We start from the raw sequence: 26,015 nt of genomic DNA, 5'->3' as shown, positions 1-26,015 counted from the left end.
TAAGATTTTGCAGATTAAACGGACAAAAAAATAATTATCTTCCCAACCTTTTAGAAGTTTTTGTTCTCTATAACAATATGAACCTTAATTTTTGTATCATGAAATTAAAATTGTTTTCGTCTGCGCCATACATTTTTCAAATGAATTGGAATGTTTTGTTTTTCTTTCTGGTTTTTATTGGAACAAAAACTTTTGCACAAAGCCCTGAATTAACCGTGAAAGGGGAAGAAGCAGAAAAAGTGCGAATGAATAAGCTTTTTGTCAATGTAAAAGTGGTGGGAAACATTGCTTGTACTACTGCCGAAATGCACTTTTTTAATTCAGGTACACGACAAATGGAAGCAGAACTTATTTTTCCGCTTCCGGAAAATGTTTCCGTTTCCAGATATGCTATTGATATAAACGGGAAATTACGTGAAGCTGTTCCGGTGAATAAAAACAAAGGGAAACAGGTTTTTGAAGCAATCGAACATCGTCGTGTTGACCCGGGATTGCTGGAGAAAGTCGATGGAAATAATTTCAGGACCAGAATTTATCCGCTGTTACCAAATGGAGAACGAACTGTTGTTATTGGTTATGAAGAAGAACTTTCGGCTTTTGATAAAGATAATCTGGCGTATCAATTAGTAAGCCGATTTCCGAAAAAGTTAGATCAGTTTGAAATTAATGTCTCGGTTTTAGGAGCTTCAACAGCACCAACTGTTACTGAAAATTCCGGAAACGAAATTAGTTTTTCAAAATGGAATCAGGTTTTTCAGGCTTCTGTAAAAAAAGAAAATTATCAGCCTGCAGAAAAAATAGTATTTAAAATTCCGGTTCAGCAAAATATTCCAGGTGTTGTAATGCAGGATGCTGGCGGACAGTATTATTTTTACGGAAATACTTTTATTGAAGCAAATAAAGTGACTAAGAAAACACCGGCTTCAATCGGTTTAATCTGGGATAATTCTTTGAGCTGCCAGAATCGTGATCTAAAGAAGGAATTGGATTTGCTGGATGCGTATTTTCAGAAAATAAAAAACACAAAAGTTATATTGTACTTTTTAAATTACACTTTCGAAAAACAGGAGGAATTTAGTATTTCTAATGGAAATTGGGATGCTTTAAAAGCAGTTTTAGAAAAAACGAGATACGACGGGGGAACTCGTTATTCGCAATTGAACTTTACGGGTCAGGATGAATATTTGTTTTTTACAGATGGATTATCCTCTTTAAGTGAAAATCTTCTGCCAAAAACTAAAAAACCTGTTTATACTCTTACCTCTTCCGTTTCTGCTGATTTTGCTTTTTTGAATTTCTCGTCGATGAAAACCGGAGCTGATTTTATCAATTTAAATCAGATAGATACTGAAACTGCTTTGGATAAACTGATGAATACCAATTTGAAGTTTTTGGGTATAAAAGAGAATGTAACCGTAACCGATTTATTTCCAATGGAAGGGACTTCGGTTTCGGGGAATTTTAGTTTTTCAGGTATTTCTTTAAATCCAAAAAATGAAATCACTTTGTTATTCGGTTACAATAATGAAGTAGTTTTAGAAAGAAAAGTTACACTTAATGCCGGAACTCAAAATACCAGCGATATTAATGTGGACAAACTTTGGGCTCAGAAAAAAATCGCCAGTCTTGAATTGGAATATGCCAAAAATGCTGATGAGATTGAGCTTCTTGGAAAGAAATTCGGAATTGTAACCAAAAATACTTCACTAATTGTTCTGGAAAATGTAAGAGATTATATTTTGTACGATATTGTACCGCCGGCAGAATTACGTCCTGAATTTGACCAAATTAAAAAACAGGAAAGTGATGCAGCTTTAGCACAGCAAAAAAATAACTGGGAAAGTATTGAAAGTTATTTTAATGGATTAGATGTCTGGTGGAAAAAGGATATTAAGTATAAAGGGCAGAAAGTAGTGTCTAAGTTTAAGTATAAAAGACAAAGAACAATATATGGATATTCTGATCAAATTGTGAACGATGTGCCAGTTGCTGCTGGTACATCTGCTGCAGCCAGTCTGCCGCCGCAATCAGATGCGATAGAAGCTAGTCCTCCATCTGCGCCAAAAGTGGATGAGATAAAATTTGCTGCGCCTGTAGTTGCGAAAGCGGAAGAAGTCAGTGAAGAAAACCTCAAAAAAACAGAGGCAAAACCTGATGAATTGAAGGAAGTCGTTATAACGAGTTATGCGGCAATATCTAAAAAGAAAGAAGTTACAAGTGCTATTCAAACTATTGCGGTTCAAGAGCTTTCAAAAAGTGTAAATGTGTCGGAGACTTTGAGTGGTAAAGTGTCAGGAGTCCAGGTAAAAGAATCTTCAAATAGTAATGAAATTCCAATTAGACGAAGTGAAGTAATAAGCGAAGTTTCAAACAATGTGAAATCGAAAGACATAATTGTAGTAGGTTATGGAGCACAAAAAAAATCAGATGTAACAGGTGCTCTTGGAGAAAACACTTCAAAGATTACATTTGTTCCCCAAGATTCAGATTTGCAAAAAGGTTATTCAGATGGAGATGCCAAGAAACCTTTACTTATAGTTGATGGTCAGTTTTATGAGGGTGAATTGACCGATTTAGATTCAGATGATTTTGAATCAGTAGATGTTTTGAAAGATGCTTCGAGAATTTTTGCTTATGGCAGCAGAGGAGTAAACGGAGTTATTATTATAACAACAAAAAAGAATTCTTCCAATAATAGTATTGTCCAGACAAAAAGCTGGAATCCGGATCGCTTATATTTAAAAGCATTGGCATCGGCACCAAAAGAAAAACAATATGATTTGTATTTCGAATTAAGAAAAACACAGGAGCGAAACCCAAGTTTTTATTTTGATGCAGCTCACTTTTTCTACAATCAGGGCGATGTTAAAAAGGCATTACTGATTATCAGTAATATCGCCGATTTAGGTTTAGAAAATCATCAGCTTTATAAAACGCTGACTTATACTCTGCGTCAGTGGAAAGATTATGATGATGCCGTTTTTACTGCAAAACAGGTTGCAAAATGGAGAGAACACGAACCGCAGAGTTTTAGAGATTATGCTTTGGCGCTCGAAGATGCAGGAAAATATCAGGAAGCTTTTAATCAATTAATTAAAGGTCTTGAAGTAAATTATTATGGAGAAATGAGCGGTCAGTATGAAGGTGTGGAAGATATTATTTTAATGGATCTTAATCGTATGGTAACAGAACATTCGGGTATAAAAACAGGAAAGCTTGATAAAAAGTACCTTGCAAAAATGCCGGTTGATATCAGAGTTATCATGAACTGGAACCAAATGGATGTTGATTTGGATCTGCATGTAATTGAGCCAACAAATGAAGAGTGTTACTACAGTCATACTTCTACACAAATTGGCGGCAGATTTTCTAAAGATTTTACAGAAGGGTATGGCCCGGAACAATATATAATCAGAAATGCCATAAAGGGCAAATACCAAATTAAAACCAATTATTTTGGAGAAACGGAATTAACTGAAAATGGCCCGGCAACATTAATGGTTGAAATTTATACCACCAAAGCAGGAAAAACATCCCGGACTTTAAAAACAATTCAGTTAGGAAAAATAAAAGAGAATCAAAATTTAGCTGAAATTAACTGGTAAAGACTGTAAATTAAAATACTGTCTTTTAAATTTAAAAGGCGAAGTTGCGTTGTTCAATTCTAAAAACGTAATTTTGCCTTTTAATTTTAGATTTAAAAGAGCAATCTGAAATCTAAAATCAGCAATCTAATATTAAAGAATGACAGGAACCGTTTATAAATCTACAGGAAGCTGGTACACCGTAAAATCTGAAAAAGGTGATTTTGTGGAATGCCGTATGAAAGGGAAATTCAGGATTAAAGGTATCAAAAGTACCAACCCAATTGCTGTAGGCGATATAGTCGATTATGAATTAGAAGAAACATCCGATGCTGTGACCGGAATGATTCATAATATTCACGAAAGAAAAAACTATATCGTTCGTAAATCGGTTAATTTGTCTAAACAGATTCATATAATTGCTTCCAATATCGATCAGGTTTTTTTATTGGTTACAATAGATAATCCGCCGACAACTACAAGTTTTATTGACCGTTTTTTGGTCACTGCCGAAGCATACGGAATCGAAGCTATTCTTATTTTTAATAAAATCGATACACTAAACGATCAAACTTTAGACGATCAGTTATATTTACAGCATATTTATTCGGAAATTGGATATAAATGTCTCCGCATTTCATCCACAGAAAATAAAGGTGTTGACAAGCTGAAAGAAATGATGATTGGAAAAGTAAGCATGTTTTCTGGGCATTCTGGAGTTGGAAAATCGACTTTGGTAAATGCTATGGAACCAAGTCTTCATTTAAAAACTTCTGTCATTTCAGAACAAAGCAAACAGGGGCAGCACACCACTACTTTTGCCGAAATGTACGATTTGTCTTTTGATGCCCGGATTATTGATACACCAGGAATCAAAGGTTTCGGAATTGTCGATATGGAGCCAACAGAAATCAGTGGTTATTTTCCGGAATTTTTCAGACTGAAAGACCAATGTAAGTTCAACAACTGCCTGCACAAGGAAGAACCGCATTGTGCTATTAAAGCGGCATTGGAGAATGATGAAATTGCCTGGTCACGCTATAATAGTTATCTTAAAATCCTTGAAGGAGACGAAGAGCATTATCGTACCGATATTTATGGCGAAGACCGTGCGGCGAGTGATGAAACAAGAAAGTAAAAAATTTAAGCTCCAATTTTTAAATTCCAAATTCCAATCCTTTTCTTGTAGAAATGCACTGCAGTGTATCTAACGTCAGAATTTAAAATCTTTTTAATCCGTATAATCTGTGGCTAAAAATAAAAGTTAAGAATGAGAGTAGTTATCCAAAGAGTTTCACAAGCATCTGTAACAGTCGAAGGAAAAAAAGTTGCAGACATTAAAAAAGGATTATTAGTTTTAGTTGGAATTGAAGAAGCCGATACTCAGGATGATATTGACTGGCTGGCCGGAAAAATCATTAAAATGAGAATTTTTGGAGACGAGAACGATGTAATGAACTGTTCGGTTCAGGATATTAACGGGGATATAGTCGTAGTGAGTCAGTTTACACTTCATGCTTCAACCAAAAAAGGAAACCGTCCGTCGTATATAAAAGCTTCAAAACCGGAGTTTGCAATCCCAATGTATCAGAACTTTGTAAAAGCAATTGAAAAAGAGCTCGGTAAAAAAGTACAAACCGGAATTTTTGGTGCCGATATGAAGGTTAATTTGTTAAATGACGGCCCTGTAACCATTGTAATGGACAGTAAAAACAGGGAATAAAAATAAATTAAACAGTTGTTAAGTTTATGTCAAAAATACTTCTATATTTGACGAAATTACTTACTAATGAAATTGACTTTTTGCGGGCTGTTTATTGTTCTTTTTTCCTTTTCTTCCTTTGCCCAGAAGAATGAATATTCTGCTTTAACCATTGCTGATAGTCTTAAAGAAAATGCTAATGCTGTTCTGCGTCTGGACCAGATGGATATTGTAATTGCTTCACAAAGAAGTATGACTGTTAAGGCACAGCGTGTAATCACCGTTTTGAATGAAAAAGGTCTTAGAGATGTTTCGGCATATGAGCATTATGACAAATCAATTGCTATAAGAAATATCGAAGCCGTTATTTATGATGTGTCAGGCAGTGAAATCAAAAAGTTTAGGCGAAAAGATTTTAAAGATCAAAGTGCCGTAAGCGGAAGTACGTTGTTTTCTGACAGCCGTGTTCTTTATTTAGAATATACACCCATTTCATATCCATGCACTATTGCTTTTAGCAGTGAAATTGAAACTTCAAATACCGCATTTATTCCAAGATGGTATTTTTTAGGAGACTATAATGTAAGTGTAGAAAAATGCATTTTAAATGTATCGTATCCTAATAACCTCGGATTTAAGAAAAAAGAATTTCAGTTTTCAGGATTTAATATAAAAAAGACTACCGATACTGATACAAAACTGGGCTATGCTGCCAGCAATATTACAGCCAGAAAAGAAGAAGATTATAGTCCGTCTGTCAGCGATCTCTTTCCCAGAGTCATGATGGGACTTGAGCATTTTCATCTCGAAGGAGTCGATGGTACCGCAACTACCTGGGAAGCATTTGGTAAATGGTATGGAGATAAAATCCTTACCGGAACAACTACTTTGCCTGAGGAAACTAAAACGAAAATAAAAACACTGGTAGGAGACGAAAAAGATCCTGTAAAAAAAGCAAAAATTATTTACGATTATGTACAGAAAAAATCCAGATACGTTAATATTGCAGTAGGTATTGGAGGCTGGAAACCAATGCAGGCGGCAGATGTAGATCGTCTGGGATATGGCGATTGTAAGGCATTGTCAAATTATACAAAAGCTCTTTTGCAGGTAGTTGACGTTCCGTCTTATAATACTATTTTGTACGGAGACCGTTATAAATCCAATATTCAGTCTGATTTTGTTTCCATGCAGGGTAATCATATGATTCTTGCTGTTCCCAACGGTAATAATTATATCTGGCTGGAATGCACCAGTCAGGATGATCCTTTTGGTTATCAGGGAACTTTTACAGATGACAGGGATGTTTTAGTAGTTAAACCCGAAGGAGGGGAAATTGTGCGGACTAAAATCTATGACGATAAAGGAAATACCCAGGAAGGAAAAGGAAATTATACCATTAATGAAAATGGAGATTTCTTAGGAAATTTAACAATCATTTCTCAGGGCAGTCAGTATGCTTCCAAAGTCAGAGTTGAAAGTTTACAGCCAACTGAAAGAGAAAGACATTACAAAGAATATTGGGATAATATCAATAATTTGAAATTAGGTAAAATAACATTTACAAACGATAAAGAAAATATCAGATTTACAGAAGATGTTCAGATTAGTGCTTCAAATTACGGGGCACTGTCAGGAAACAAAATGATATTTGCCCTCGACGCTTTTAATCAGTATACAGGAAGTATAAAACGAATCCGAAACCGTAAAAACCCATTTCAGATTCAACGGGGTTATTTAGATACAGATGAAATTGAAATTAATCTTCCTGCTGGTTTTTCTATTGAATTCCTGCCTCAGAATTTTGAACTAAAAGGAAAATTTGGAGAATATAAAACCGAAGTTGTAAAAAAAGAGAATAACAAACTTATATATAAACGTTCGCTGTTTGTAAATAAAGGTAAATATTCGAATAAAGAATATGATGAGTACCGACTTTTTATAGAACAAATAGCCAAAAATGATAATGCCAAAATTATTTTAACCAAAAACTAAGCAGACAAATAAACTAACCAAAATCAATTCACACCAATGAAAATTATTAAATTTTTTAGTATTATAATTCTATTGCTGTCTGCTTCAAAAATGACAGCACAGGATTTTAAATTAGGAAAAGTATCAATCGCAGAACTTGAACAGAAAGTGCATCCAAAGGATTCGGCGGCAGCGGCAGCAATTTTGTATAAAAAAGGAGCGTCGAAAATTGTCTATGATACCAACGACGGATTTATTACCACTACTGAAGTCGAAACCCGGATTAAGATATACAAAAAAGAAGGGTATGACTGGGCCAATCAGGAGGTATGGTATTACAATTCAGCCAACTTAAAAGAAAAAGTATATATCTCTGATGCGGTTACGTATAACTTAGTCGACGGTAAAATTGAAAAGACAAAATTAAAAAGCGATGGTACTTTTGACGAGGTAATCAGTAAATACAGATCAAAGAAAAAAATCGCCATGCCTAATGTTAAGGAAGGATCAGTTATTGAGTTTAAATACCTGGTGAGAACTCCAAACGAAATGATCAGAGAATGGGATTTTCAAACAAGTATCCCAGTTAATTACTCTGAATTTTCTACTTATATTCCGGAATATTATGTTTTCAGTCCAAGGCAGAAAGGATATATTTTTCCTAAAATGACGGCTACTAAAAATACACGATCCATCATTTTTAATACTAAAGAAAGGTCTGGAGGTTATACCCCTACTACCACTTTTTCGAATGATAAGGTAGATTACCTGGAAAATCAGGTCACGTATGTTGCAGTCGATTTTCCTGCCATGAAAGATGAGGCTTATGTGAACAATATTGACAATTATACTTCATCGGTTGCTCATGAATTGTCTATGACAAAATTTCCTAATAAGACTGCAAAAGAATATTCGACTGATTGGAATTCAGTTGTAAAAACCATTTATGATTATGATGATTTTGGTCCAGAGCTAAACAAAACAGGATACTTTGAAGATGATGTGAAAAAACTGCTTACAGGTTTAAATACTGCCGAAGAAAAAATGAATGCAATACTTGACCATGTAAAAAACAATGTGAAGTGGAATAACTACTATGGTTACAGCTGTGACAATGGAGTTCGAAAAGCCTATAAAGAAAAAACAGGAAATATTGCCGATATCAACTTAATGCTGACTGCTATGCTGCGTTATTCCGGTTTGACAGCAAATCCGGTTCTGGTAAGTACACGCTCCAACGGAATTGCTTTGTTTCCTAACAGAACAGCATTTAACTATGTTATCGCTGCCGTAGAAACTCCTCAGGGATACGTGCTGCTGGATGCTTCCGAAAAATTTTCAACACCAAATATTCTTCCGTTAAGAGTTTTAAACTGGAACGGAAGGTTAATACGTAAAGACGGTACTTCAGAAGAAATCAATTTAATGCCTGAAAAAACGTCAAATGATAACGTTTTCATGACTTACAGTATTGACGGAGAGGGAAAAGTTACCGGAAAAACCAGAAGACAGAGCATGGACTATAATGCAATGCGGGTAAGAACGAATATCAACAGTCTGAAAGAAGAAGAATATCTGGAAAAACTTGAAAACCAATACAACAAAATTGAAATATCGGATTATGGCAAAACCAATGAAAAAGATATTTTAATGCCGATAGTAGAGACTTATTCTTTTACCGGAAATAATTTATGTGAAGTTATTGGCGGAAAAATTTATGTAAATCCAATGCTGTTTTTTACAAACGATAAAAACCCGTTTAAACAGGAAGTAAGAGAGTATCCGGTAGATTTTAGTTATCCTTTTACAGATAAGTACAATATTACGATTCAAATTCCGGAAGGTTTTGCAGTTGAATCCCTGCCTGCCCCGGCAATGATAAAGATGGAGAATGATCTGGGGACTTTTAAATTTAATATTGCCGCCAATGAAAACACGCTTCAGCTTGCCGTTTTACATCAGATAAACTCAGCAATTGTGTCGGCAGAAAGTTATGATATGCTTAAAGAGTATTATAAAACAATGGTCGCTAAAGAAACAGAGAAAATTGTTTTGAAAAAGATCTAAACCATGAGATTTTTTAGTACCATATTTGCTTTATTACTTCTGCTTACAGCGAAAGTACAATCTCAAAATTATGAACTGAAAAAAGTAACCCTTGCTGAATTGCAGGAAAAAGTACATCCCACAGACAGCAGCGCACCAGCTGCTGTTTTGTTTAAAAAAGGAAGGACTTATTTTACTTATAACAGAACGGCAGGTTTTACAGCTAACCATGTGTGTGAGATCAAAATTAAAATTTATAAAAAGGAAGGCCTGCAGTGGGCCGACCAGAAGGTGCGGTTTTATATTGGTTACGAGAATTTAAACGAAGACCGTTTAGAGTTTTCAGATGCAGCTACTTACAATCTTGAAAACGGAGCAATTGTAAAGACGAAACTGGAAAATCAGGGCGAATTCAAAAAGAAAATAAATAAATACTGGAAAGAAAAAGCCATTACACTGCCCAATGCAAAAGTAGGATCTGTAATTGAATACAAGTATGTTTTAAAGTCTGAAAACATTGTAAAATTCCCGGACTTTGATATTCAGTATGACATTCCTGTAAATTATTTCCATTACAAAACCGAGCTTCCGGAATTCTATATTTATAAGCCCATTTTAATTGGGGGATTTCCACTGGAGACAGAGTCTAAACTGACCAATACAAGTCAGAGTTTTGATAACGAATACAATCAGACAAGTTCATTCTCCTATCGTCAGATTGAAGCTTTTTATTCAGGGGAAAATATTCCGGCTTTAACCGAAGAACCTTTTGTAGATAATATTGAAAACTACAGAGGCTGCATTAAACACGAACTGGAAAGAGTTCGTCTGCCCGAACAGCCTGTTAAAGATTACAGCGAGACCTGGGAAGGCGTTGCCAGGACAATTTTTAAAGATGATAGTTTTGGTAAACAGCTAAGTGAAAGGAATTTTTTAGTGGAGGATACCAAAAAACTCATTGAGACCACGGAGTCTTTTAATGAACGGCTCAATCTTGTTTTTACCTACGTGCAAAACCGAATGAACTGGAATGAAGTTAAGGATTATTATACAGATAAAGGAGTTGTAAAAGCTTATGCCGATCAGACCGGAAATACCGCCGAAATTAATTTTATTCTCATAGACATGCTCCGTCTGGCAGGAATAGAAGCAAATCCTGTTTTGGTAAGTACAGTCGAGAACGGACTTCCGGTTTATCCCACCAGAACCGGATTCAATTATGTCATTGCAGCAGCAGAAATTGAGGGAAAACAGATCCTCCTGGATGCGACACACAAATATACATCCCCGGGTATCCTGCCTTTAAATGTTTTAAACTGGAAAGGAAGACTTATAAAAAAAGACGGTACTTCGATAGAAATTGATCTGGAACCAGCTGTTCTGTCCCGAAAGAATTTTAATATGGTCGTAAAAATAGACAATGAAGGAAAAATGAACGGCCAAGTTCGAATTCTGCGAACAGATTATGATGCTTATCAGTTCAGAGTCGAAAATAATAACAAAAGCCAGGAAAGCTACCTCGAAAAACTGGAAGAACGGTTAGGGAACGCTACTATTTCGGGTTACAGAATTGAAAATCAAAAGTCGAATGTGAAAAATCCCGTTCAGGAGACTTTTTCCTTTACATCAAACGGTCAGTGTGATATTATTGATGGAAAAATTTTTATAAATCCGCTGCTGTTTTTTACCAGAAGCAAAAATCCTTTTAATCAGGAAACAAGGAAAATGCCGGTACATTTTGGATATAAGAGTCAGGAAAAATACAATATAAATATTGAAATCCCGGATGGTTATACAGTTGATTCTATGCCGAAACCATTTAAAATAGCATCAGAAAATAAAGATATAGTATATACACTGCTATTTTTGAATGAGGGAAACAAAATTCAAATAAACTGCACAAATGAAATTAACAGTAGTATTTTTGCAGCGGAACAGTATAAAGGCCTGAAAGATATTTTTCAGAAAATTACAGCTGGTCAGACTGAAAAAATTATACTTAAAAAAATATAATCATGGATTTAAAGAATGCACAACTGGATGTTGATACCTGGATAAAAGAACACGGTGTTCGTTATTTTAATGAACTTACCAATATGGCACAGCTTACAGAAGAAGTAGGTGAAGTAGCGCGGATTATTGCCCGTCGTTATGGTGAACAGTCTGAAAAAGAAAGTGATAAAAACAAAGATTTAGGAGAAGAACTGGCCGATGTAGTTTTCGTTGTTTTATGTCTGGCCAATCAAACGGGAATCGATTTACAGGCAGCTTTTGATAAAAAAATGGACTTAAAATCAGTTCGTGATAAAGATCGTCACAAAAATAACGAGAAATTGAAATAATTGTGAAATTTCAGCGTGAATTTTGATTTACGGGCGAGGAGTGGTAAATTGCGTGCCCGGATTATATCACTCGTAATTCGCAACTCATAACTAATATCATGAATTTAAAATTAACGACGAATTCACCATTCACCATTGATGATTCGCAGCTCAATATCACAGGTTCTAAAAGCGAAACAAATCGTTTATTATTACTAAAGGCATTATTCCCTAATATTACTTTAGCAAACACCTCAAACTCTGATGACAGCGAAGTAATGCAAAAAGCTTTGACTGGAAACGACGAAATTGTGGACATTCACCATGCAGGAACTGCAATGCGTTTTTTAACTGCTTATTTTTCTGTTAATGAAGGAAGAGAAGTGGTTTTGACCGGTTCAAGCAGAATGCAGGAACGACCAATCAAAATTTTAGTGGAAGCTTTGGCGCAATTAGGAGTTGAAATTTCATATGAAAAAGAAGAAGGTTATCCGCCCATTCGAATCAAAGGCAAAAAAGTTACGGCTTCAAAAGTAACTCTTGCTGCAAATGTAAGCAGTCAATATATTTCGGCACTTTTATTAGTGGCTTCAAAACTGGATAACGGTTTAGAACTGATCTTAGAAGGAGAAATTACTTCAATTCCATATATCAAAATGACTTTGGCTCTGCTGAATGATTTAGACATTCAAACCAGTTTTGAAGGAAACGTAATTAAAGTTTTCCCTAAAGAATCGGTTGAATCTAAAGAAATGGTTGTAGAATCTGACTGGAGCTCGGCTTCTTATTTCTTTAGTTTAGCAGCTTTGGCTGACGCGGCTAAAGTAACATTAAGCAGTTATAAAGAAAACAGCCTTCAGGGAGATTCGGAATTAGTTTCTCTTTATGAAAAAATGGGAGTAAAAACCACTTTTCAAAACAACAAAATGACTTTGGAAAAAGTGGCAGGTTTCAATTATCAGGATGTAAATTTTGAATTAAATAATACACCGGATATTGCTCAGACGATTGTAGTAACCTGTTTAGGTTTAGGAATTGGATGTCACTTAACAGGTCTTCATACTTTAAAAATTAAAGAAACTGACAGACTGGAAGCTTTAAGAATTGAATTAACAAAATTAGGAGCGAATATTTCTGTAACTAATGACAGTCTAACTTTAGAACGTTCAGGTGTTATTAATCACGATGTTCATATTGGTACTTACAACGATCACCGTATGGCGATGGCCTTTGCGCCTTTAGCGATCAAAGTTCCAATTATTATTGATGATGCAGAAGTAGTTTCTAAATCATACCCGGATTTCTGGAACGATTTAAAAGCATTGAATTTCCAAATCTCGGAATTGTAATTTTTTTGAACCATATAAGAAATATAAGTTCATTTAAATAAAGCTCAATAAATATAGCCTCTGGTTTTAACCAGAGGTTTTTTTATGCGTATTTAAAAGTAAACCCGAAAGGTTTTATCCCGAAGCTTCGGGACTGTCGGGGTTAAACAATAATCGCAAAGTATGTCATTTCAGATGACAAAAAAATGTTGAATTAGTTTTTTTATAGAAAAAGACATTTTTAAGGGTTCTCGAAACCTCACAAAACCAGAGACTTTTGAAAATAAACGTCAAAACACTTGACAACGCCTGTTTCACAATCGTATATTTGCACCCGATTTAAAATTTTGGATAAATAAGTCTAAAATAGATATTTAAAAATCTACACTTCAAATATGAAATTATCACACTTCAATTTCAATTTACCGAAAGAACTTTTAGCTGAATTTCCAGCAGAAAATAGAGATGAATCTCGTTTAATGGTAATTGACCGTAAAACACAAACTATCGAACATAAAATGTTTAAAGATGTTATCAACTATTTTGATGACGGAGACGTTTTGATTCTTAACAATACAAAAGTTTTCCCTGCCCGTTTGTACGGAAACAAAGAAAAAACAGGAGCAAGAATTGAAGTTTTCTTATTACGAGAATTAAATTCAGAGCAGCGTTTATGGGATGTGTTAGTTGATCCGGCCCGAAAAATCCGTATTGGTAACAAACTTTATTTTGGAGATGACGATTCATTAGTAGCTGAGGTAATTGACAACACAACTTCTCGTGGAAGAACTTTACGTTTCTTATACGATGGTTCTTATGAAGAATTCAGAAACAAATTAACAGAACTGGGAGAAACTCCAATTCCTAAATACATCAACAGAGACGTAACTCCGGAAGATGCGGAAAGATACCAGACTATTTACGCAAAAGAAGAAGGAGCTGTAGCGGCACCAACTGCTGGTTTACACTTCTCAAAACACCTTTTGAAAAAACTAGAAATCAAAGGAGTAAATTTTGCTGAAGTAACTCTGCATGTAGGTTTAGGAACTTTTAACCCGGTTGAGGTAGAAGATTTATCTAAACACAAAATGGATTCTGAGGAATTAATTATTACTCAGGCAGCTTGTGATATTGTAAACGAAGGGAAAGCAAAGAAAAAACGTATTTGCGCTGTAGGGACAACTTCTATGCGTGCTATCGAAAGTTCTGTTTCTTCTGCTAATACTTTAAATCCTTATGAAGGATGGACCAATAAATTTATTTTCCCTCCTCACGATTTCAGTATTGCCAACTGTATGATTACCAATTTCCACACGCCAAAGTCAACATTATTAATGATGATTTCTGCTTTCTGTGGTCATGATTTAATGAAACGTGCTTATGAAGAAGCAATCAAAGAAGGATACAAATTCTATTCTTACGGAGATGCGATGTTAATTCTTTAATTAGAATTTATAGTATAAAATGACCCGACGAGTTTTTAGAACCTGTCGGGTTTTTTGTTTTTTAATGGTTTCAAGTTTCAGGTTTGACGTTAGTTGGGAAATTTAACCCCAAAGTTCGCAAGTTTTTTCCTCTATTTGCCTTTGACAGATGCAAAAGAACGCAAAGCTTTGCGTACTTAGCGTTTGTAAACGTTAAGCCTGGTAAAAAAATCTTTGCGAACTTTGCGGTTAAAAAAACACAAAGCATTTAAACCTGAAACTTTAAACCTGAAACTTTAAACCTGAAACAAAACAAACAATTTTTGTTATTTTAGCAGGCAAAACAAAAACACAATGACTTTTCAAAATACACGCGAATTTGCGAAACAACTTGATGCACAAGATGCATTAAATCAGTATCAGGAACAATTTATATTTCCGAAAGTAAATGATAAAAGAGTAATTTACTTTACAGGAAACTCTTTAGGATTACAGCCAAAACGTACCAAAGCCTATATAGATGAAGTAATGAATGACTGGGCAGAATTGGCCGTAGAAGGTCATTTTTATGCCGAAAAACCATGGTGGGATTATCAGGAACGATTTGCAGAGCCGCTAAGTAAAATTGTAGGTGCACTTCCGTCTGAAGTTACGGTTATGAATACTTTGACCGTAAATCTTCATTTATTGATGGTTTCTTTTTATCAGCCAAAAGGAAAACGTTACAAAATTATCTGCGAAGAAAAAGCCTTTCCTTCAGATCAGTATATGTTTCAGAGTCAGGTTCATTTTCACGGTTACAAACCAGAAGAGGCGATTGTAGAAATCAAACGTCGTGAAGGGGAGCACAATATTCGTTTAGAAGATATCGTAGCCAAAATTGAAGAAGTTGGCGATGAACTTGCTTTAGTTTTAATTGGAGGAGTAAACTATTACACCGGACAAGTTTTCGATATTAAAACCATAACTGCTGCCGGACAAAAAGCCGGAGCAAAAGTAGGCTGGGATTTGGCGCATGCAGCCGGAAATATCAAATTAGAACTTCACGACTGGAACGTAGATTTCGCTGCCTGGTGCAGTTACAAATATATGAACTCAGGTCCTGGAAATGCTTCGGGTTGTTTTGTTCATGAAAAACATCACAACAATTCAGATTTACCACGTTTTGCTGGCTGGTGGGGACATAATAAAGAACGTCGTTTTAAAATGGAACCGAACTTTGATCCGGTTCACGGAGCAGACGGCTGGCAGATTAGTAATCTACCGGTCCTTTCGTTAGCGCCTTACTTAGCATCTGTAGAAATGTTTGCCGAGGTTGGAATGGATGCTTTAATTAAAAAACGTGATCATATTACATCATATTTAGAATTTATTCTGCACGAAATTGATAAGGAAGTAGAAAGCACTTTTGAAATTATTACGCCAAAAAATCCGGAAGAAAGAGCTTCGCAGTTATCTGTTTTTCTTCACGGAGAAGGCAGAGCTTTATTTGATTATTTAATGAAAAACGGAGTAATAACAGACTGGCGTGAACCTAATGTAATTCGTCTGGCACCAGTTCCGTTGTATTGTTCTTATGAAGATATGTACGACTTTGGACAAATTCTGAAAAAAGGGATTTTAGGTAAGTAAAAAAATAATCTTGCAAAGTCGCAAAGTTTTTTTTAGCCACAGATTAAATGGATTAAAAGGATTCTTTAATTGCCTCCAGCTTTAGCTGGAGGGATAATTATAAAATAAGATAAGCGCTTTAGCCGAACTGAAGGTTGGGCTAAAGCCTTTTAATTAGTATTCACTTTTCCATCCAGCTAAAGCTGGAGGCAACTCAATTAAAAATAAAAAAATAATTCGATAAATGTGCGTGAAACAATTTATGTACATTTTGTAAAAATCATTTTAATTCATTTAATCTGTGGCTTTAAACAAAAAAATCTTCTAATCTTATAAACTTTCAAAAAAATTCTGTAACAGCCATTGCAGCAGATCTTTTTTATTTTGTAGTGTATAATTTTAAAAACTACAATCATGAAAGGCTTATATATTTTATTAGCAGCAATAATCTTTACTTCATGTCAGCATCAAAGTAAAGAAGATATAAATAAAGCCAAGCAAGCCAGTATTGATTCCATGAAAGTTGAAATTAACAAACAACGTGTTATCGATTCAATGAAGACTGAAATGGCGAAGATAAAAGAAGAGCAGAAAGTTGAATCTCAAAAAGTGGTTGTAGTGCAGCAGCCAGCAAACGGGCAAACGACGACTACCACAACAACGACTAAAAAGAAAGGATGGAGTGCAACTGCTAAAGGTGCTGTAATTGGGGCCGGAGTTGGTGCTGCAACGGGAGCGATTGTCAGTAAGAAAAAAGGCGAAGGCGCCATTATTGGCGGTTTGGCCGGTGCTGCTCTGGGAACGGGAACGGGTGCCGTTATTGACAGCAAAGAGAAGAAGAAAGAATAGCGTTTAATTTCTATAAAAAATAAAACCGCCAATTTAGATTTCTAAATTGGCGGTTTGGCTTATACTAATTCCGGTATAGGAATTTGAATGGCATTTAATTCTGTTTTATAAAAATCGAATTGCTCTTTAATTTTCTTTTCCTCTGTTTTAAAATAAAAGGTAGAAGAGAAAAGTTTTTGATAATATTCTATTCCTTCTAAAATATTTGTTTTGAAAGAATTCCATTTTTTAATTTGAATGGCTGTTACTTCTCCTGAAATGTTTTCAATTTCATTTCTAAAATAATCCACATACATTTTTAATTCTTTTACAAACAAATTAGGACGATCTGTTCTCAAAACCGATTTTCCCTGGTAAATATGCTGAACCATTTCTTTTAAAGAGACTTCCTGATCAAAATACGCCAGGTTCGGTCCCGGACAAATTACTACGCCCTGTGCCTGACCTTTTATTTTAATGTCATTTTCAAGATAAGATGCATTGGCCAAACCAACACACAAACAAGATTTCTCTGTTATTTTTACTCTAGCTTTCTCAAAATCTTCTGCAGATAAAGTGTTTTTTCTGCTTTCTAATTCCTCAAGTTTAATATCCTGATATTTTTTAGAAGCTGTACAAATTCCGTGCGGATCGTATTCTTTGCTTAAAGCTAAAAATTTCTTTGGGCAGGAACTTCCGGCTTTGTTTTCCTGAATTCTTTTTTGTTTTAAGAATTCATTTGTCGTTCCTTTTAAAGTATTAAACGGAACTCCTAAAGGTGAAATATTGCTTAAGTAAAAATCATCTTCTTTGGCATTCATTAATAAATTTCGGGTTTCATGATCTACAGAAGTGGCTTCAGGAACCAATAAAAATGGCGATCCCCAGCCCACAGCATCTACTTTGTATTCATCCAGTAAAAACTCATGTTCTTCTGAAGTTCCAACACCTCCCTGAACGGTAATTTTTAATTCTAAAGGCTTTTCGGGACAAGCTTGGTTTTTTGCCTGTAAAGCTTTAATCATTAAATCATGGGCGGATTGTATTAATTGTTCTTTTTTCTGCCTGAATTCTTCTAAAATCGTACCTAATAACAGCCCGTCAGTAGCGAAGGCGTGGCCGCCGCAGTTCAATCCTGATTCAATTCGGTATTCTGAAACCCAAAGTCCTTTTTTGGCAAGGAAATTTCCCTGAATCATGGCTGATCTGAAATCGCTTACTTTTAAAATGATTTTCTTTTTGAGTTCATTTTTCTCATTCGGAAAAAAATCTTTGAAATTTTCAAAGTAACCGAACAATCTCGGATTCATTCCGGCCGAAAGTACAACTGATGATTCTAAATTACTATTCGCAAACCCTCTTAAAGCTGCATGTGCATCGTTAAACTCGATTGGAAGCTGTTCGTTTTTTACGAAGTTATCTTTATCCAGTTTCGTCATGATGTTCACATCAATTTCTCCCGGAAAAAGATGGGATTCGATGTAATGCTGAATGTTTTCTTTAAAAGTAATTCCGTCATCCAGTAAATTCTGAAAGCCTTTTTTAATGTCAGAAGTATTTGGCAGCATTGACATAAAATTTTCAAGAGCTGTTTTACTTTCTGCGAGTTCGGTTTTAAAGTTTTCGAATTTTTCCTTTACTATTTTATCAACTAAATTTAGGTAAGAAGTAATTCTTTCAGCACGGTAATCATGAAATTTCTGGGTAATCTCTTCATAAGGAATATTGAATTTGGTACTGTAAAAGTTACGCATCTTTTCGATCAGGTCATCATCGGCAAGAGCGATAACAGACGAAATTCCGTATTGCGCTACACGAATCGGACTGTCTATTGTATACGCCAGCCCCATTACCGGAATATGGAAAGTATGTAAAGGCGGTTTTGTCATTTGTCTTCGAATTAAAATAAAGGCAAATATTGAAAAAAGCATTTTCCTAAAACCTGATAATTGTCAGGTTTGTGGGTAAAGTTTTTACGGCCGCGAATTCACGAATTTTATCAAAAATGATTGTGTTGACAAATAATATTACGAATTATAAATAAATATAGCCCGTGGTTTCAACCACGGGAAAGTATTGTATAAATGTGTTATGGAAATTCTTTATGGAAATATATTGCGTTCCTACGGTTGAAACCGCAGGCTATGTTGATGAACAATATCCATATATGCCACAGATTAAAAAGATTACACAGATTAAATCCTTTTTAATCCTTTAATCTGTGGCAAAAAAAAGGATTAATTCGTGAATTGCTTCGCCTGTTCGCTATCGCTCGGGTCGTGGCAAAAAAAATTATATCAAAATCTTCTTCAAAGACTCTGCAATGCTTCGCCATAAAAAGTTGTAGAATGATTTTTCCTGAATTCTTTCGATTTCGACATCGGCGGTTTTGGCTTTGTCTTTAGAATCGTTTTTAACTAATAAATTAGCAATTGCCGATTTTAATTTGGCTTCTTTTTTAGGATCTTTCTTTTTGTACAATTTTACTTTTAGATCATCATAATCCAACGAAGCATTTCCTTTAGAAATATTATCATTTCCATAGAAATTAAAGCGGTATTTGTGGAAAGCTCCCGTAAAAGTTGCATTCATATAAGGCTTGCTGAATTGTCCCATCGCTCTTACATCAAAATTGGAGATTACGCCCTGAATATGAAAACCATCGTTTTTGTCCAGAACATTAAAACTCCAATCGACATCAAGCGGCGAAGTTTTCATGAAAATGGTTTTTACTTTGATCTTTACATCAGCTTTTTTTTTCAAACCAAAACCACTTCGCAAGTTAGTTGCCTGTAAATTGAATTTGTCAAAAGTTAAAACTCCCGGACCTTTAGAAAAATCTATCTCTTCTTCGTAAACTAATTTTGATTTCAAAACCTGAAGTGTATCAATCTGCAATGGGAATTTTATATTTCGAAGTAAATGATTGTACAGATATTTTTTACTCAAATCGTCTTTTGGCATTTTTCCTCGGTAAATATTTGCATCAAAATGATTCATTACGATAGAATTGGCTTTAAAGAAAAAACGATCATCTTTAAATCCCCAATCCATTTTTTGAATACTGGCCGAATCCACTTTTAACGTATAAATATCTTTTTCTGTTTTTAGTCTTTTTACAAATTCCGGACGAGAAAACTGCGGAATATTAGCAAAATTATTAATAGCTAAAAAGTTCTTTTCGGTATTGATTTTACCAATTGTGATGTGATAAAATTCGCTTGGGCGATAAAATAAACTATCGCAGACCAAAGTATAATTTTTATACTGAAGCGGAATTTTTTCTTTTAAAGTAGCATCGGTTATCAAAATGCCTTCCAGTTTCAAAAGGATTTTTTTAATGCTGAAAATGGGTTTCTGAGTATCCAAAGAAACCACATCGACAGTTCCGTCATTCAGATAAATATTCGAAACGCCAACGATTTTTCGGAATGGTTCGACGATTTCGTTTTTGATGCTTTTGCTGTTATTTAAAAGTTTTTCGCCTTTTTTATATAAAATTACCCGAGGTCTGTTGATGATAATACTTTCGGCCTGAATAATATCACGAAAAGCCAAATCCCAAATATTGAAATGTTTGATTGTGATGGATTCTATTTTGGTAAAAAGTCCGTTTTTGCTGTCTTTTGGTTCATTTTTCGGACTTACCAATAAAGTTTGTGCATAAATATTTCGGGATAAAAGTGCCACTTCTATTTTCTCGTAATGGATATTGTAGGCCGTTTTATTTTTCTCGTGAATAATAATCGGAAGCTGTTTCTTAATCCAGTAATTCAGACCCGTATTGACCAGAATCACGATTATAAAAAGTGAAATAATCCCAATTGCTATTTTTTTATAGACAGACATTTAGTATTAATTTTAAATACATAAATTTAGGCTTTTAAACAGAATGATATTTATACGATTCCCCCATTTCGTTATATCATTCTAAAGATACTGACTTATCTAACCGCTTACATATTATGAGAAAATTTAAAAAGATCCTGTTGGTGCTGTTAGTACTCATTGTAGTACTTGGAATTGGTTTATGTGCCTATATTTTTCATTTGAAACCTAAATACGAAGGTGAATTACAGCTGGGTAATCTCCAGAAAGAAACTACGGTTTATTTTGATGAATTTGGGGTGCCTCACATTTACGCCAGTTCAGAAAAAGATGCGATGACGACACTTGGATATGTTCATGCGCAGGAAAGATTATGGCAGATGGAGCTGCTTAGAAGAATTGCTCCGGGAAAACTGTCTGAAATCTTCGGATCGGCAGCACTTAAAAATGATATGTTTTTTGCCGGAATCGGTATCGAAGAAGCTTCGGCGAAAGCCATTGCCAAATTAGATAAAAACAGTTCGTCGTATCAGCTAACAATGGCATATCTGGATGGGATTAACCAGTATCTCGAAGAAGGAACAACACCCATTGAATTTACGCTGGTTGGTGTGAAAAAAGAGAAGTTTACCCTAAAAGACGTTTATAATATTTTTGGCTATATGTCTTTTAGTTTTGCCATGGCCCAAAAGACAGATCCTTTACTAACGGATATTAAAAACAGGTACGGAGCTGAATATTTAAAAGATTTGGGAATTGAAGGTGAGTTTAATACTACCCAGATCAAAAGTTATAAAGGAAACGCAGAGGATTATACAGCCGTTTCAAAATCGGTTGCGGCTTTACTGGATGCCTCACCGGTTCCGCCATTTGTAGGCAGTAACAGCTGGGTGGCCGGACCTCATAAAACCAAGAGCGGAAAAGTAATTTTTGCCAATGATCCGCATATTGGATTTTCGCAGCCTGCTACCTGGTATGAAGCTCATATAGTGACTCCTGAACATGAATTATATGGCTGTTATCTTGCCGGAACCCCGTTTCCGCTGCTGGCGCACAACAGGGATTATGCTTACGGACTCACCATGTTTGAAAATGATGACATCGATTTTTATCAGGAAAAAAACAAACCCGGAAATCCAAATCAATACCAGACACCAGCCGGATTTGCAGATTATGAGATCAGAAAGAAAACCATTAAAGTTAAAGATACTTCAGATGTTGTTTTGACGGTAAAATCGAGCCGTCATGGACCTGTCATGAATGATCTGCTGGAGCGTCTGGACAAGAAAAGCCCAATAACGATGTTATGGACTTACACACATCAGCCTATTCAGATTCTGGATGCCGCTTACGGACTTTCGCATGCCAGGAGTAAAGAAGATTTTAGAAAATCGGTCAGCTTAATTGCTGCTCCGGGATTAAATGTAATGTATGGCGATGCCAAAGGAAATATTGCCTGGTGGGCCAGCGGAAAATTGTACAAACATGATAAAGGTGTGAATACTCATTTAATTTTGGATGGTGCCAGCGGAAAAGACGATATTGTTGAATACCTGGATTTCTCCAAAAACCCGTCGGCCGAAAATCCGTCTTGGGGTTATGTGTATTCAGCCAATAATCAGCCGGAAGCTATTGACGGTTTCCTGTACCCGGGATATTATCTTCCCGAAGACCGTGCCAAAAGAATCTCAGGTTTAATGAACGCAAAATCAGATTGGGATAAAGAGACGATCAGTAAAATGATTTATGACAATACCTCCGATGAGGCTGTTGAAACCGTTAAACATTTAATAGCCAATATTGATCTTACAACGGTTTCTCCGGCAGAAAATGAAGCGCTAACTGTTTTACAATCCTGGAAAGGAACAACTAATCTGGAAGATACTGCACCTACAATTTACAATAAATGGGTATACCTGTACCTGAAAAATACTTTTGAAGATGAAATGGGCGAGGATAATTTCAATTTGTTTCTTGGGGTTTCAACAGGAAAACAGGTAATTGCGAATCAGATTAAAAATGAAAATTCAGTCTGGTGGGATAATGTTAAAACCAAAAATGTAAAAGAAACCCGAAAAGATATTGTTTCAAAGTCATTCCACGAAGCAATTTCGGCACTTCAGAAACAATTAGGAAACACAATCAGCGACTGGAAATGGGGAGAAGTTCATACGGTTGAGCATGAACATCCGCTGGGAAAAGTAGCAGCACTTCGCGGCTTATTTAATGTGGGGCCTTTTGCTTCACCGGGATCAAATGAGGTTATTAATAATTTATTCTTTGGTTTAACCAATGAAGGGAAGTATTATGTAAAAGGAGGTCCTTCGACCAGAAGAATTATTGATTTTTCTGATATCGAAAACAGCTGGAGTATTCTGCCTACCGGGCAATCAGGAAATCCTCTCAGCAAACATTACAGTGATCAGGCCGAAATGTATAATGCCGGGAAATTCAGGAAAATGAAACTGAATAAAGAGGAAATCATAAAAACGTCAACTAAACTCGTATTCAAACCGAAGAGTTAATTCTTGTATTCGTTTTTAAAGTAAAAGGTTCAGAGTTTTTCGTTTTAAAAAAATCTCTGAACCTTTGTTATTTTGCCCCTTAGAGCCCCAGTGTCTTTTATCTGGAAATATATTTCCCTTTTACAATGTCATCCGCAAAAATATTCAGATTATTAATAAGGACTTTATTATTGGTCATTACATTTTGGGTCTGATAAGCAGTGTCTTTTTCGTATGCTTTTAATAAAGTTTCCAGCTCTACTTCATCAAACACAACAAAACTGTTATAAATAGCATCGCGGAAATTTTTATAATTAATGCTTTGGGTAATTTCTGCAGCTTTTTGTTCATTCCAGCCTTCTTTTGCAGAAACTTCGTTTATTTTCGATAAGCAGAAATCGATCACATAACTTTTGTAATGGGCAGCTTCTACAATTTTATCGATAATTATTTTGTTTTGCTGCGATGGCATTACCACACCTGCATAATTGGTTTGTGATACACTTTTAAAAGAAAAGAACAAACAGAACAATACAGTAAGCAGACTGTATTTTTTAGAATTTTTCATAGGTTGATTTATTGTTTTTGGGTGAGGCTAAAATACTATTTTAAACTGTAAATCATCCAGTTTGAATGTTAGAAATTGTAACAAAAAGCTCCGATAGAACAAATTCTACCGGAGCTGGGCATAAGATATTTTCCAAATATTATTTTCCTTTTGCTTTCGTAATTTCTTTCAGTACTTTCTTACCGTTTTCGTTTGAAGGATCCAGTTCTACTGATTTGGAGTAATTGGCAATTGCTAATTTTTTATCTCCGTCGGCCAGATAAGCTTCACCTAAACTGTCATAAACATTTCCTGATTTAGGAAAAGCCTCCGCATTGATCTTAAAAACTTCAATGGCTTCCTTTTTCTTTCCGCTTTGAAGAAGCTGATACCCTGCACGGTTCATATCGCCTTCTTTAATCGCATAGACAGGATCGTTTTTAAGTTTTTTATAAGTCTCTAATCCGGCAGTGGTTCCTTTTTCAGTAAACACATCCAATAAGTCTAAGGCCAAAGATTTTTTAGGCTGATTAAACGGTTTATTGTACAAAATAGCCTGAATCGCATCCGTCATTTCGCCCAGTACAGTTCCTCCGGTATTGTTAAGTAATACCACCAGATTTTTATCGGCCGGAATACGGGAAATAATAGTATTAAAGCCGTTGATGCCGCCTCCGTGTCCCACTATTTTCAGCCTGCCTTTATCTCCATTGTTAACTTCTTTTACAAACCATCCATAACCATAAAATTCTTCTCCCCAGGCTTTTATATAAGGTTTGAACAAAGATTCCATTGATTTTTCAGAAAGCAGTTTATTAGTATAAAGTGCCTGATCCCATAAATAAAGGTCTTCAACAGTCGAGTATAATGATCCCGCCGCATAAGGAATACTCATGTCAAGATAAGCAGCATTCACTATTTTCTTTCCTTCTTTTTCGTAGCCGGCTGCTCTGTTTTTTATGATAACATCACTGTGGTCGTATCCGGAATTAACCATTTTTAGAGGAGTGAAAACAATTTCCTGTAAATACTGCTCATAGGTTTTTCCGGTAACTTTTTCGATAATATAACCCAGTAAAAAATAACCGGAATTGCTGTAATTGAATTTTTCACCCGGAGTAAATTCCAGAGGAAGTTTGTCAAAAGTTTTTACAAAATCAGCTGGGGTATATGGATTTCGGGCTTTGTCTTTAAAAAAATTCGGCGAACTGGTATAGTTCGGAATACCCGATGTATGCGTCAGTAAATGATGGATAGTAACTTTATCACCCGTTTCTTTGTGATAGTCCGGCAAATAAGTGGTAATAGGAACATCCAGTTTTAGTTTTCCGTCTTCAGCCAGTTTTACAATTAAGAAAGCCGTGAATTGTTTACTGATTGAGCCTAATCTGAATTTAGTATCGGTCTGATTGGAAATATTCCATTCCATATTAGCAGAACCAAAACCTTTCTTAAAAATTACTTTTCCGTTTTCAGCTACTAAAGCCGATCCGTTAAACTGACCATATTCGGTATACTTGCTTAAAAGCTGTTCAATTTGCTGTGCCTTGTCCTGAGCAGAAACAGGCAGCAGCACTACTTGCAATAAAAAGAAGAGTGCCGTTAGTTTGATTGATTTTTTCATAATGATTGATAATTATGGGGGTTAAGATTAATGATTCGTTTTTTGATTGATGATTGAAACTTTTTAATATTTAGATATTCAGTGTGTTATGTCGAAATTACGACTTTTTTTATTTGAATTTATCCCAATATTCAAAATGTTAGACGACTGAATTGCGATTTGGTTTCAGTAATTATTCAAAAATTTCTCATTTTTTTGTCAAAACGAATTTTAGCCCAATAAAAGTTAAGGTTGAAAAGGCCGGTGATCGTAACTAACGATTCGTTTTAATTTCCAGTCTTTTCCTTTTTGTTCCCAAATGTGGATGAATTTTCCGGTCGTTTGCGGAATCCCGTTATTGTAAAAGATATGCTCACCGGTTTGTACAGCTCCAAAATCACCTAAAGGATCAATTGTACAGCAATTTAATTTTCGGGTTATCTTCTGGGGTTTTACAGATTTACCTATCAGGGTTTGGATCTTATCGCCATGTGAGACGGTTAAACCGTAACGGTCATCATAGAATTCGACATCATCACTGATTATTTTTTTGAACAATGCAGCATCACACTGATTAAAGGCTACATCAAAAAGCAGACTGTCCATTTTAATAATTTCGGTTTTTAAAACGACTGTTTTTTCATCTTCGCTTTTGACAAAAGCAGCTGCTTGTCTGCTTAGAAACAACATAAACAAAACTAAAGTATTCATCATT

The 26,015-nt window shown here is 35.3% G+C and carries 17 protein-coding genes; 12 read left to right on the top strand and 5 right to left on the bottom strand.

Features of this window, described 5'->3' with window-relative positions; translation table 11 throughout:
* Positions 1-98: 98 nt before the first annotated feature.
* The 11 genes from ACODST_RS08885 to ACODST_RS08835 all read left to right on the top strand — a co-directional run bounded on the left by ACODST_RS08885 (position 99) and on the right by ACODST_RS08835 (position 16,839).
* Positions 99-3,605: a DUF2135 domain-containing protein gene (locus ACODST_RS08885; protein WP_488931763.1), complete on the top strand. Its 3,507-nt coding sequence runs from the start codon at positions 99-101 to the stop codon at positions 3,603-3,605.
* A gap of 139 nt (positions 3,606-3,744) precedes the next feature.
* Entirely contained in the window at positions 3,745-4,722 is a 978-nt protein-coding gene (rsgA, locus tag ACODST_RS08880) for a ribosome small subunit-dependent GTPase A (RefSeq protein ID WP_488931762.1), read from the top strand.
* Positions 4,723-4,854: 132 nt separating this feature from the next.
* Positions 4,855-5,307, top strand: coding sequence for a D-aminoacyl-tRNA deacylase (gene dtd / locus ACODST_RS08875; RefSeq protein WP_488931761.1), 453 nt, complete (start codon positions 4,855-4,857; stop codon positions 5,305-5,307).
* Between the two features lie 66 nt (positions 5,308-5,373).
* Complete coding sequence (locus ACODST_RS08870) at positions 5,374-7,281, top strand: DUF3858 domain-containing protein (RefSeq protein WP_488931760.1); 1,908 nt, start codon at positions 5,374-5,376, stop codon at positions 7,279-7,281.
* 36 nt (positions 7,282-7,317) lie between these two features.
* Positions 7,318-9,327 (top strand): DUF3858 domain-containing protein, encoded by a 2,010-nt coding sequence (locus tag ACODST_RS08865; RefSeq protein ID WP_488931759.1) that lies wholly within the window; start codon positions 7,318-7,320, stop codon positions 9,325-9,327.
* A gap of 3 nt (positions 9,328-9,330) precedes the next feature.
* Complete coding sequence (locus ACODST_RS08860; protein ID WP_488931758.1) at positions 9,331-11,319, top strand: DUF3858 domain-containing protein; 1,989 nt, start codon at positions 9,331-9,333, stop codon at positions 11,317-11,319.
* Positions 11,320-11,321: 2 nt separating this feature from the next.
* Complete coding sequence (locus ACODST_RS08855) at positions 11,322-11,648, top strand: nucleotide pyrophosphohydrolase (RefSeq protein ID WP_179001729.1); 327 nt, start codon at positions 11,322-11,324, stop codon at positions 11,646-11,648.
* A gap of 98 nt (positions 11,649-11,746) precedes the next feature.
* Positions 11,747-12,976 carry a 3-phosphoshikimate 1-carboxyvinyltransferase gene (locus ACODST_RS08850; protein WP_488931757.1) on the top strand — a complete coding sequence of 410 codons (1,230 nt, stop codon included), beginning with the start codon at positions 11,747-11,749 and terminating at the stop codon, positions 12,974-12,976.
* Positions 12,977-13,350: 374 nt separating this feature from the next.
* A complete protein-coding gene (gene queA, locus ACODST_RS08845; RefSeq protein WP_488931756.1) occupies positions 13,351-14,400 on the top strand; it encodes a tRNA preQ1(34) S-adenosylmethionine ribosyltransferase-isomerase QueA in 1,050 nt (349 codons plus the stop codon).
* A gap of 333 nt (positions 14,401-14,733) precedes the next feature.
* On the top strand, positions 14,734-16,011 hold the full coding sequence (kynU, locus tag ACODST_RS08840; protein WP_488931755.1) for a kynureninase: 1,278 nt from the start codon (positions 14,734-14,736) through the stop codon (positions 16,009-16,011).
* Between the two features lie 393 nt (positions 16,012-16,404).
* Entirely contained in the window at positions 16,405-16,839 is a 435-nt protein-coding gene (locus ACODST_RS08835) for a YMGG-like glycine zipper-containing protein (RefSeq protein ID WP_488931754.1), read from the top strand.
* A 59-nt stretch (positions 16,840-16,898) separates the two neighbouring features.
* On the opposite strand, the gene ACODST_RS08830 is transcribed toward ACODST_RS08835, so the two are convergent.
* A complete protein-coding gene (locus ACODST_RS08830) occupies positions 16,899-18,707 on the bottom strand; it encodes a hypothetical protein (protein ID WP_488931753.1) in 1,809 nt (602 codons plus the stop codon).
* A 403-nt stretch (positions 18,708-19,110) separates the two neighbouring features.
* A complete protein-coding gene (locus ACODST_RS08825; RefSeq protein WP_488931752.1) occupies positions 19,111-20,667 on the bottom strand; it encodes a hypothetical protein in 1,557 nt (518 codons plus the stop codon).
* Positions 20,668-20,783: 116 nt separating this feature from the next.
* Between ACODST_RS08825 and ACODST_RS08820 the strand changes: the two genes are divergently transcribed.
* The gene (locus ACODST_RS08820; protein WP_488931751.1) at positions 20,784-23,171 is read left to right on the top strand and encodes a penicillin acylase family protein; all 2,388 of its coding nucleotides are present in this window, start codon (positions 20,784-20,786) and stop codon (positions 23,169-23,171) included.
* A gap of 97 nt (positions 23,172-23,268) precedes the next feature.
* On the opposite strand, the gene ACODST_RS08815 is transcribed toward ACODST_RS08820, so the two are convergent.
* The 3 genes from ACODST_RS08815 to ACODST_RS08805 form a co-directional block, all read right to left on the bottom strand.
* Positions 23,269-23,718 carry a hypothetical protein gene (locus ACODST_RS08815; RefSeq protein WP_488931750.1) on the bottom strand — a complete coding sequence of 150 codons (450 nt, stop codon included), beginning with the start codon at positions 23,716-23,718 and terminating at the stop codon, positions 23,269-23,271.
* Between the two features lie 139 nt (positions 23,719-23,857).
* The gene (locus tag ACODST_RS08810; protein ID WP_488931749.1) at positions 23,858-25,321 is read right to left on the bottom strand and encodes a serine hydrolase; all 1,464 of its coding nucleotides are present in this window, start codon (positions 25,319-25,321) and stop codon (positions 23,858-23,860) included.
* Positions 25,322-25,546: 225 nt separating this feature from the next.
* Complete coding sequence (locus tag ACODST_RS08805; protein WP_488931748.1) at positions 25,547-26,014, bottom strand: nuclear transport factor 2 family protein; 468 nt, start codon at positions 26,012-26,014, stop codon at positions 25,547-25,549.
* Position 26,015 lies beyond the last annotated feature (1 nt).

The sequence above is a fragment of the Flavobacterium sp. FG19 genome, from assembly GCF_057809475.1.
The sequence above is the reverse complement of the archived record's forward strand: the minus strand, read 5'-3'. Positions and strand labels throughout refer to the sequence as shown.

Coding starts and splice junctions, on each gene's coding strand:
- ACODST_RS08885 (WP_488931763.1), top strand. CDS start 99: ATGAAATTAAAATTGTTTTCGTCTGCGCCATACATTTTTCAAATGAAT.
- rsgA (WP_488931762.1), top strand. CDS start 3,745: ATGACAGGAACCGTTTATAAATCTACAGGAAGCTGGTACACCGTAAAA.
- dtd (WP_488931761.1), top strand. CDS start 4,855: ATGAGAGTAGTTATCCAAAGAGTTTCACAAGCATCTGTAACAGTCGAA.
- ACODST_RS08870 (WP_488931760.1), top strand. CDS start 5,374: ATGAAATTGACTTTTTGCGGGCTGTTTATTGTTCTTTTTTCCTTTTCT.
- ACODST_RS08865 (WP_488931759.1), top strand. CDS start 7,318: ATGAAAATTATTAAATTTTTTAGTATTATAATTCTATTGCTGTCTGCT.
- ACODST_RS08860 (WP_488931758.1), top strand. CDS start 9,331: ATGAGATTTTTTAGTACCATATTTGCTTTATTACTTCTGCTTACAGCG.
- ACODST_RS08855 (WP_179001729.1), top strand. CDS start 11,322: ATGGATTTAAAGAATGCACAACTGGATGTTGATACCTGGATAAAAGAA.
- ACODST_RS08850 (WP_488931757.1), top strand. CDS start 11,747: ATGAATTTAAAATTAACGACGAATTCACCATTCACCATTGATGATTCG.
- queA (WP_488931756.1), top strand. CDS start 13,351: ATGAAATTATCACACTTCAATTTCAATTTACCGAAAGAACTTTTAGCT.
- kynU (WP_488931755.1), top strand. CDS start 14,734: ATGACTTTTCAAAATACACGCGAATTTGCGAAACAACTTGATGCACAA.
- ACODST_RS08835 (WP_488931754.1), top strand. CDS start 16,405: ATGAAAGGCTTATATATTTTATTAGCAGCAATAATCTTTACTTCATGT.
- ACODST_RS08830 (WP_488931753.1), bottom strand. CDS start 18,707: ATGACAAAACCGCCTTTACATACTTTCCATATTCCGGTAATGGGGCTG.
- ACODST_RS08825 (WP_488931752.1), bottom strand. CDS start 20,667: ATGTCTGTCTATAAAAAAATAGCAATTGGGATTATTTCACTTTTTATA.
- ACODST_RS08820 (WP_488931751.1), top strand. CDS start 20,784: ATGAGAAAATTTAAAAAGATCCTGTTGGTGCTGTTAGTACTCATTGTA.
- ACODST_RS08815 (WP_488931750.1), bottom strand. CDS start 23,718: ATGAAAAATTCTAAAAAATACAGTCTGCTTACTGTATTGTTCTGTTTG.
- ACODST_RS08810 (WP_488931749.1), bottom strand. CDS start 25,321: ATGAAAAAATCAATCAAACTAACGGCACTCTTCTTTTTATTGCAAGTA.
- ACODST_RS08805 (WP_488931748.1), bottom strand. CDS start 26,014: ATGATGAATACTTTAGTTTTGTTTATGTTGTTTCTAAGCAGACAAGCA.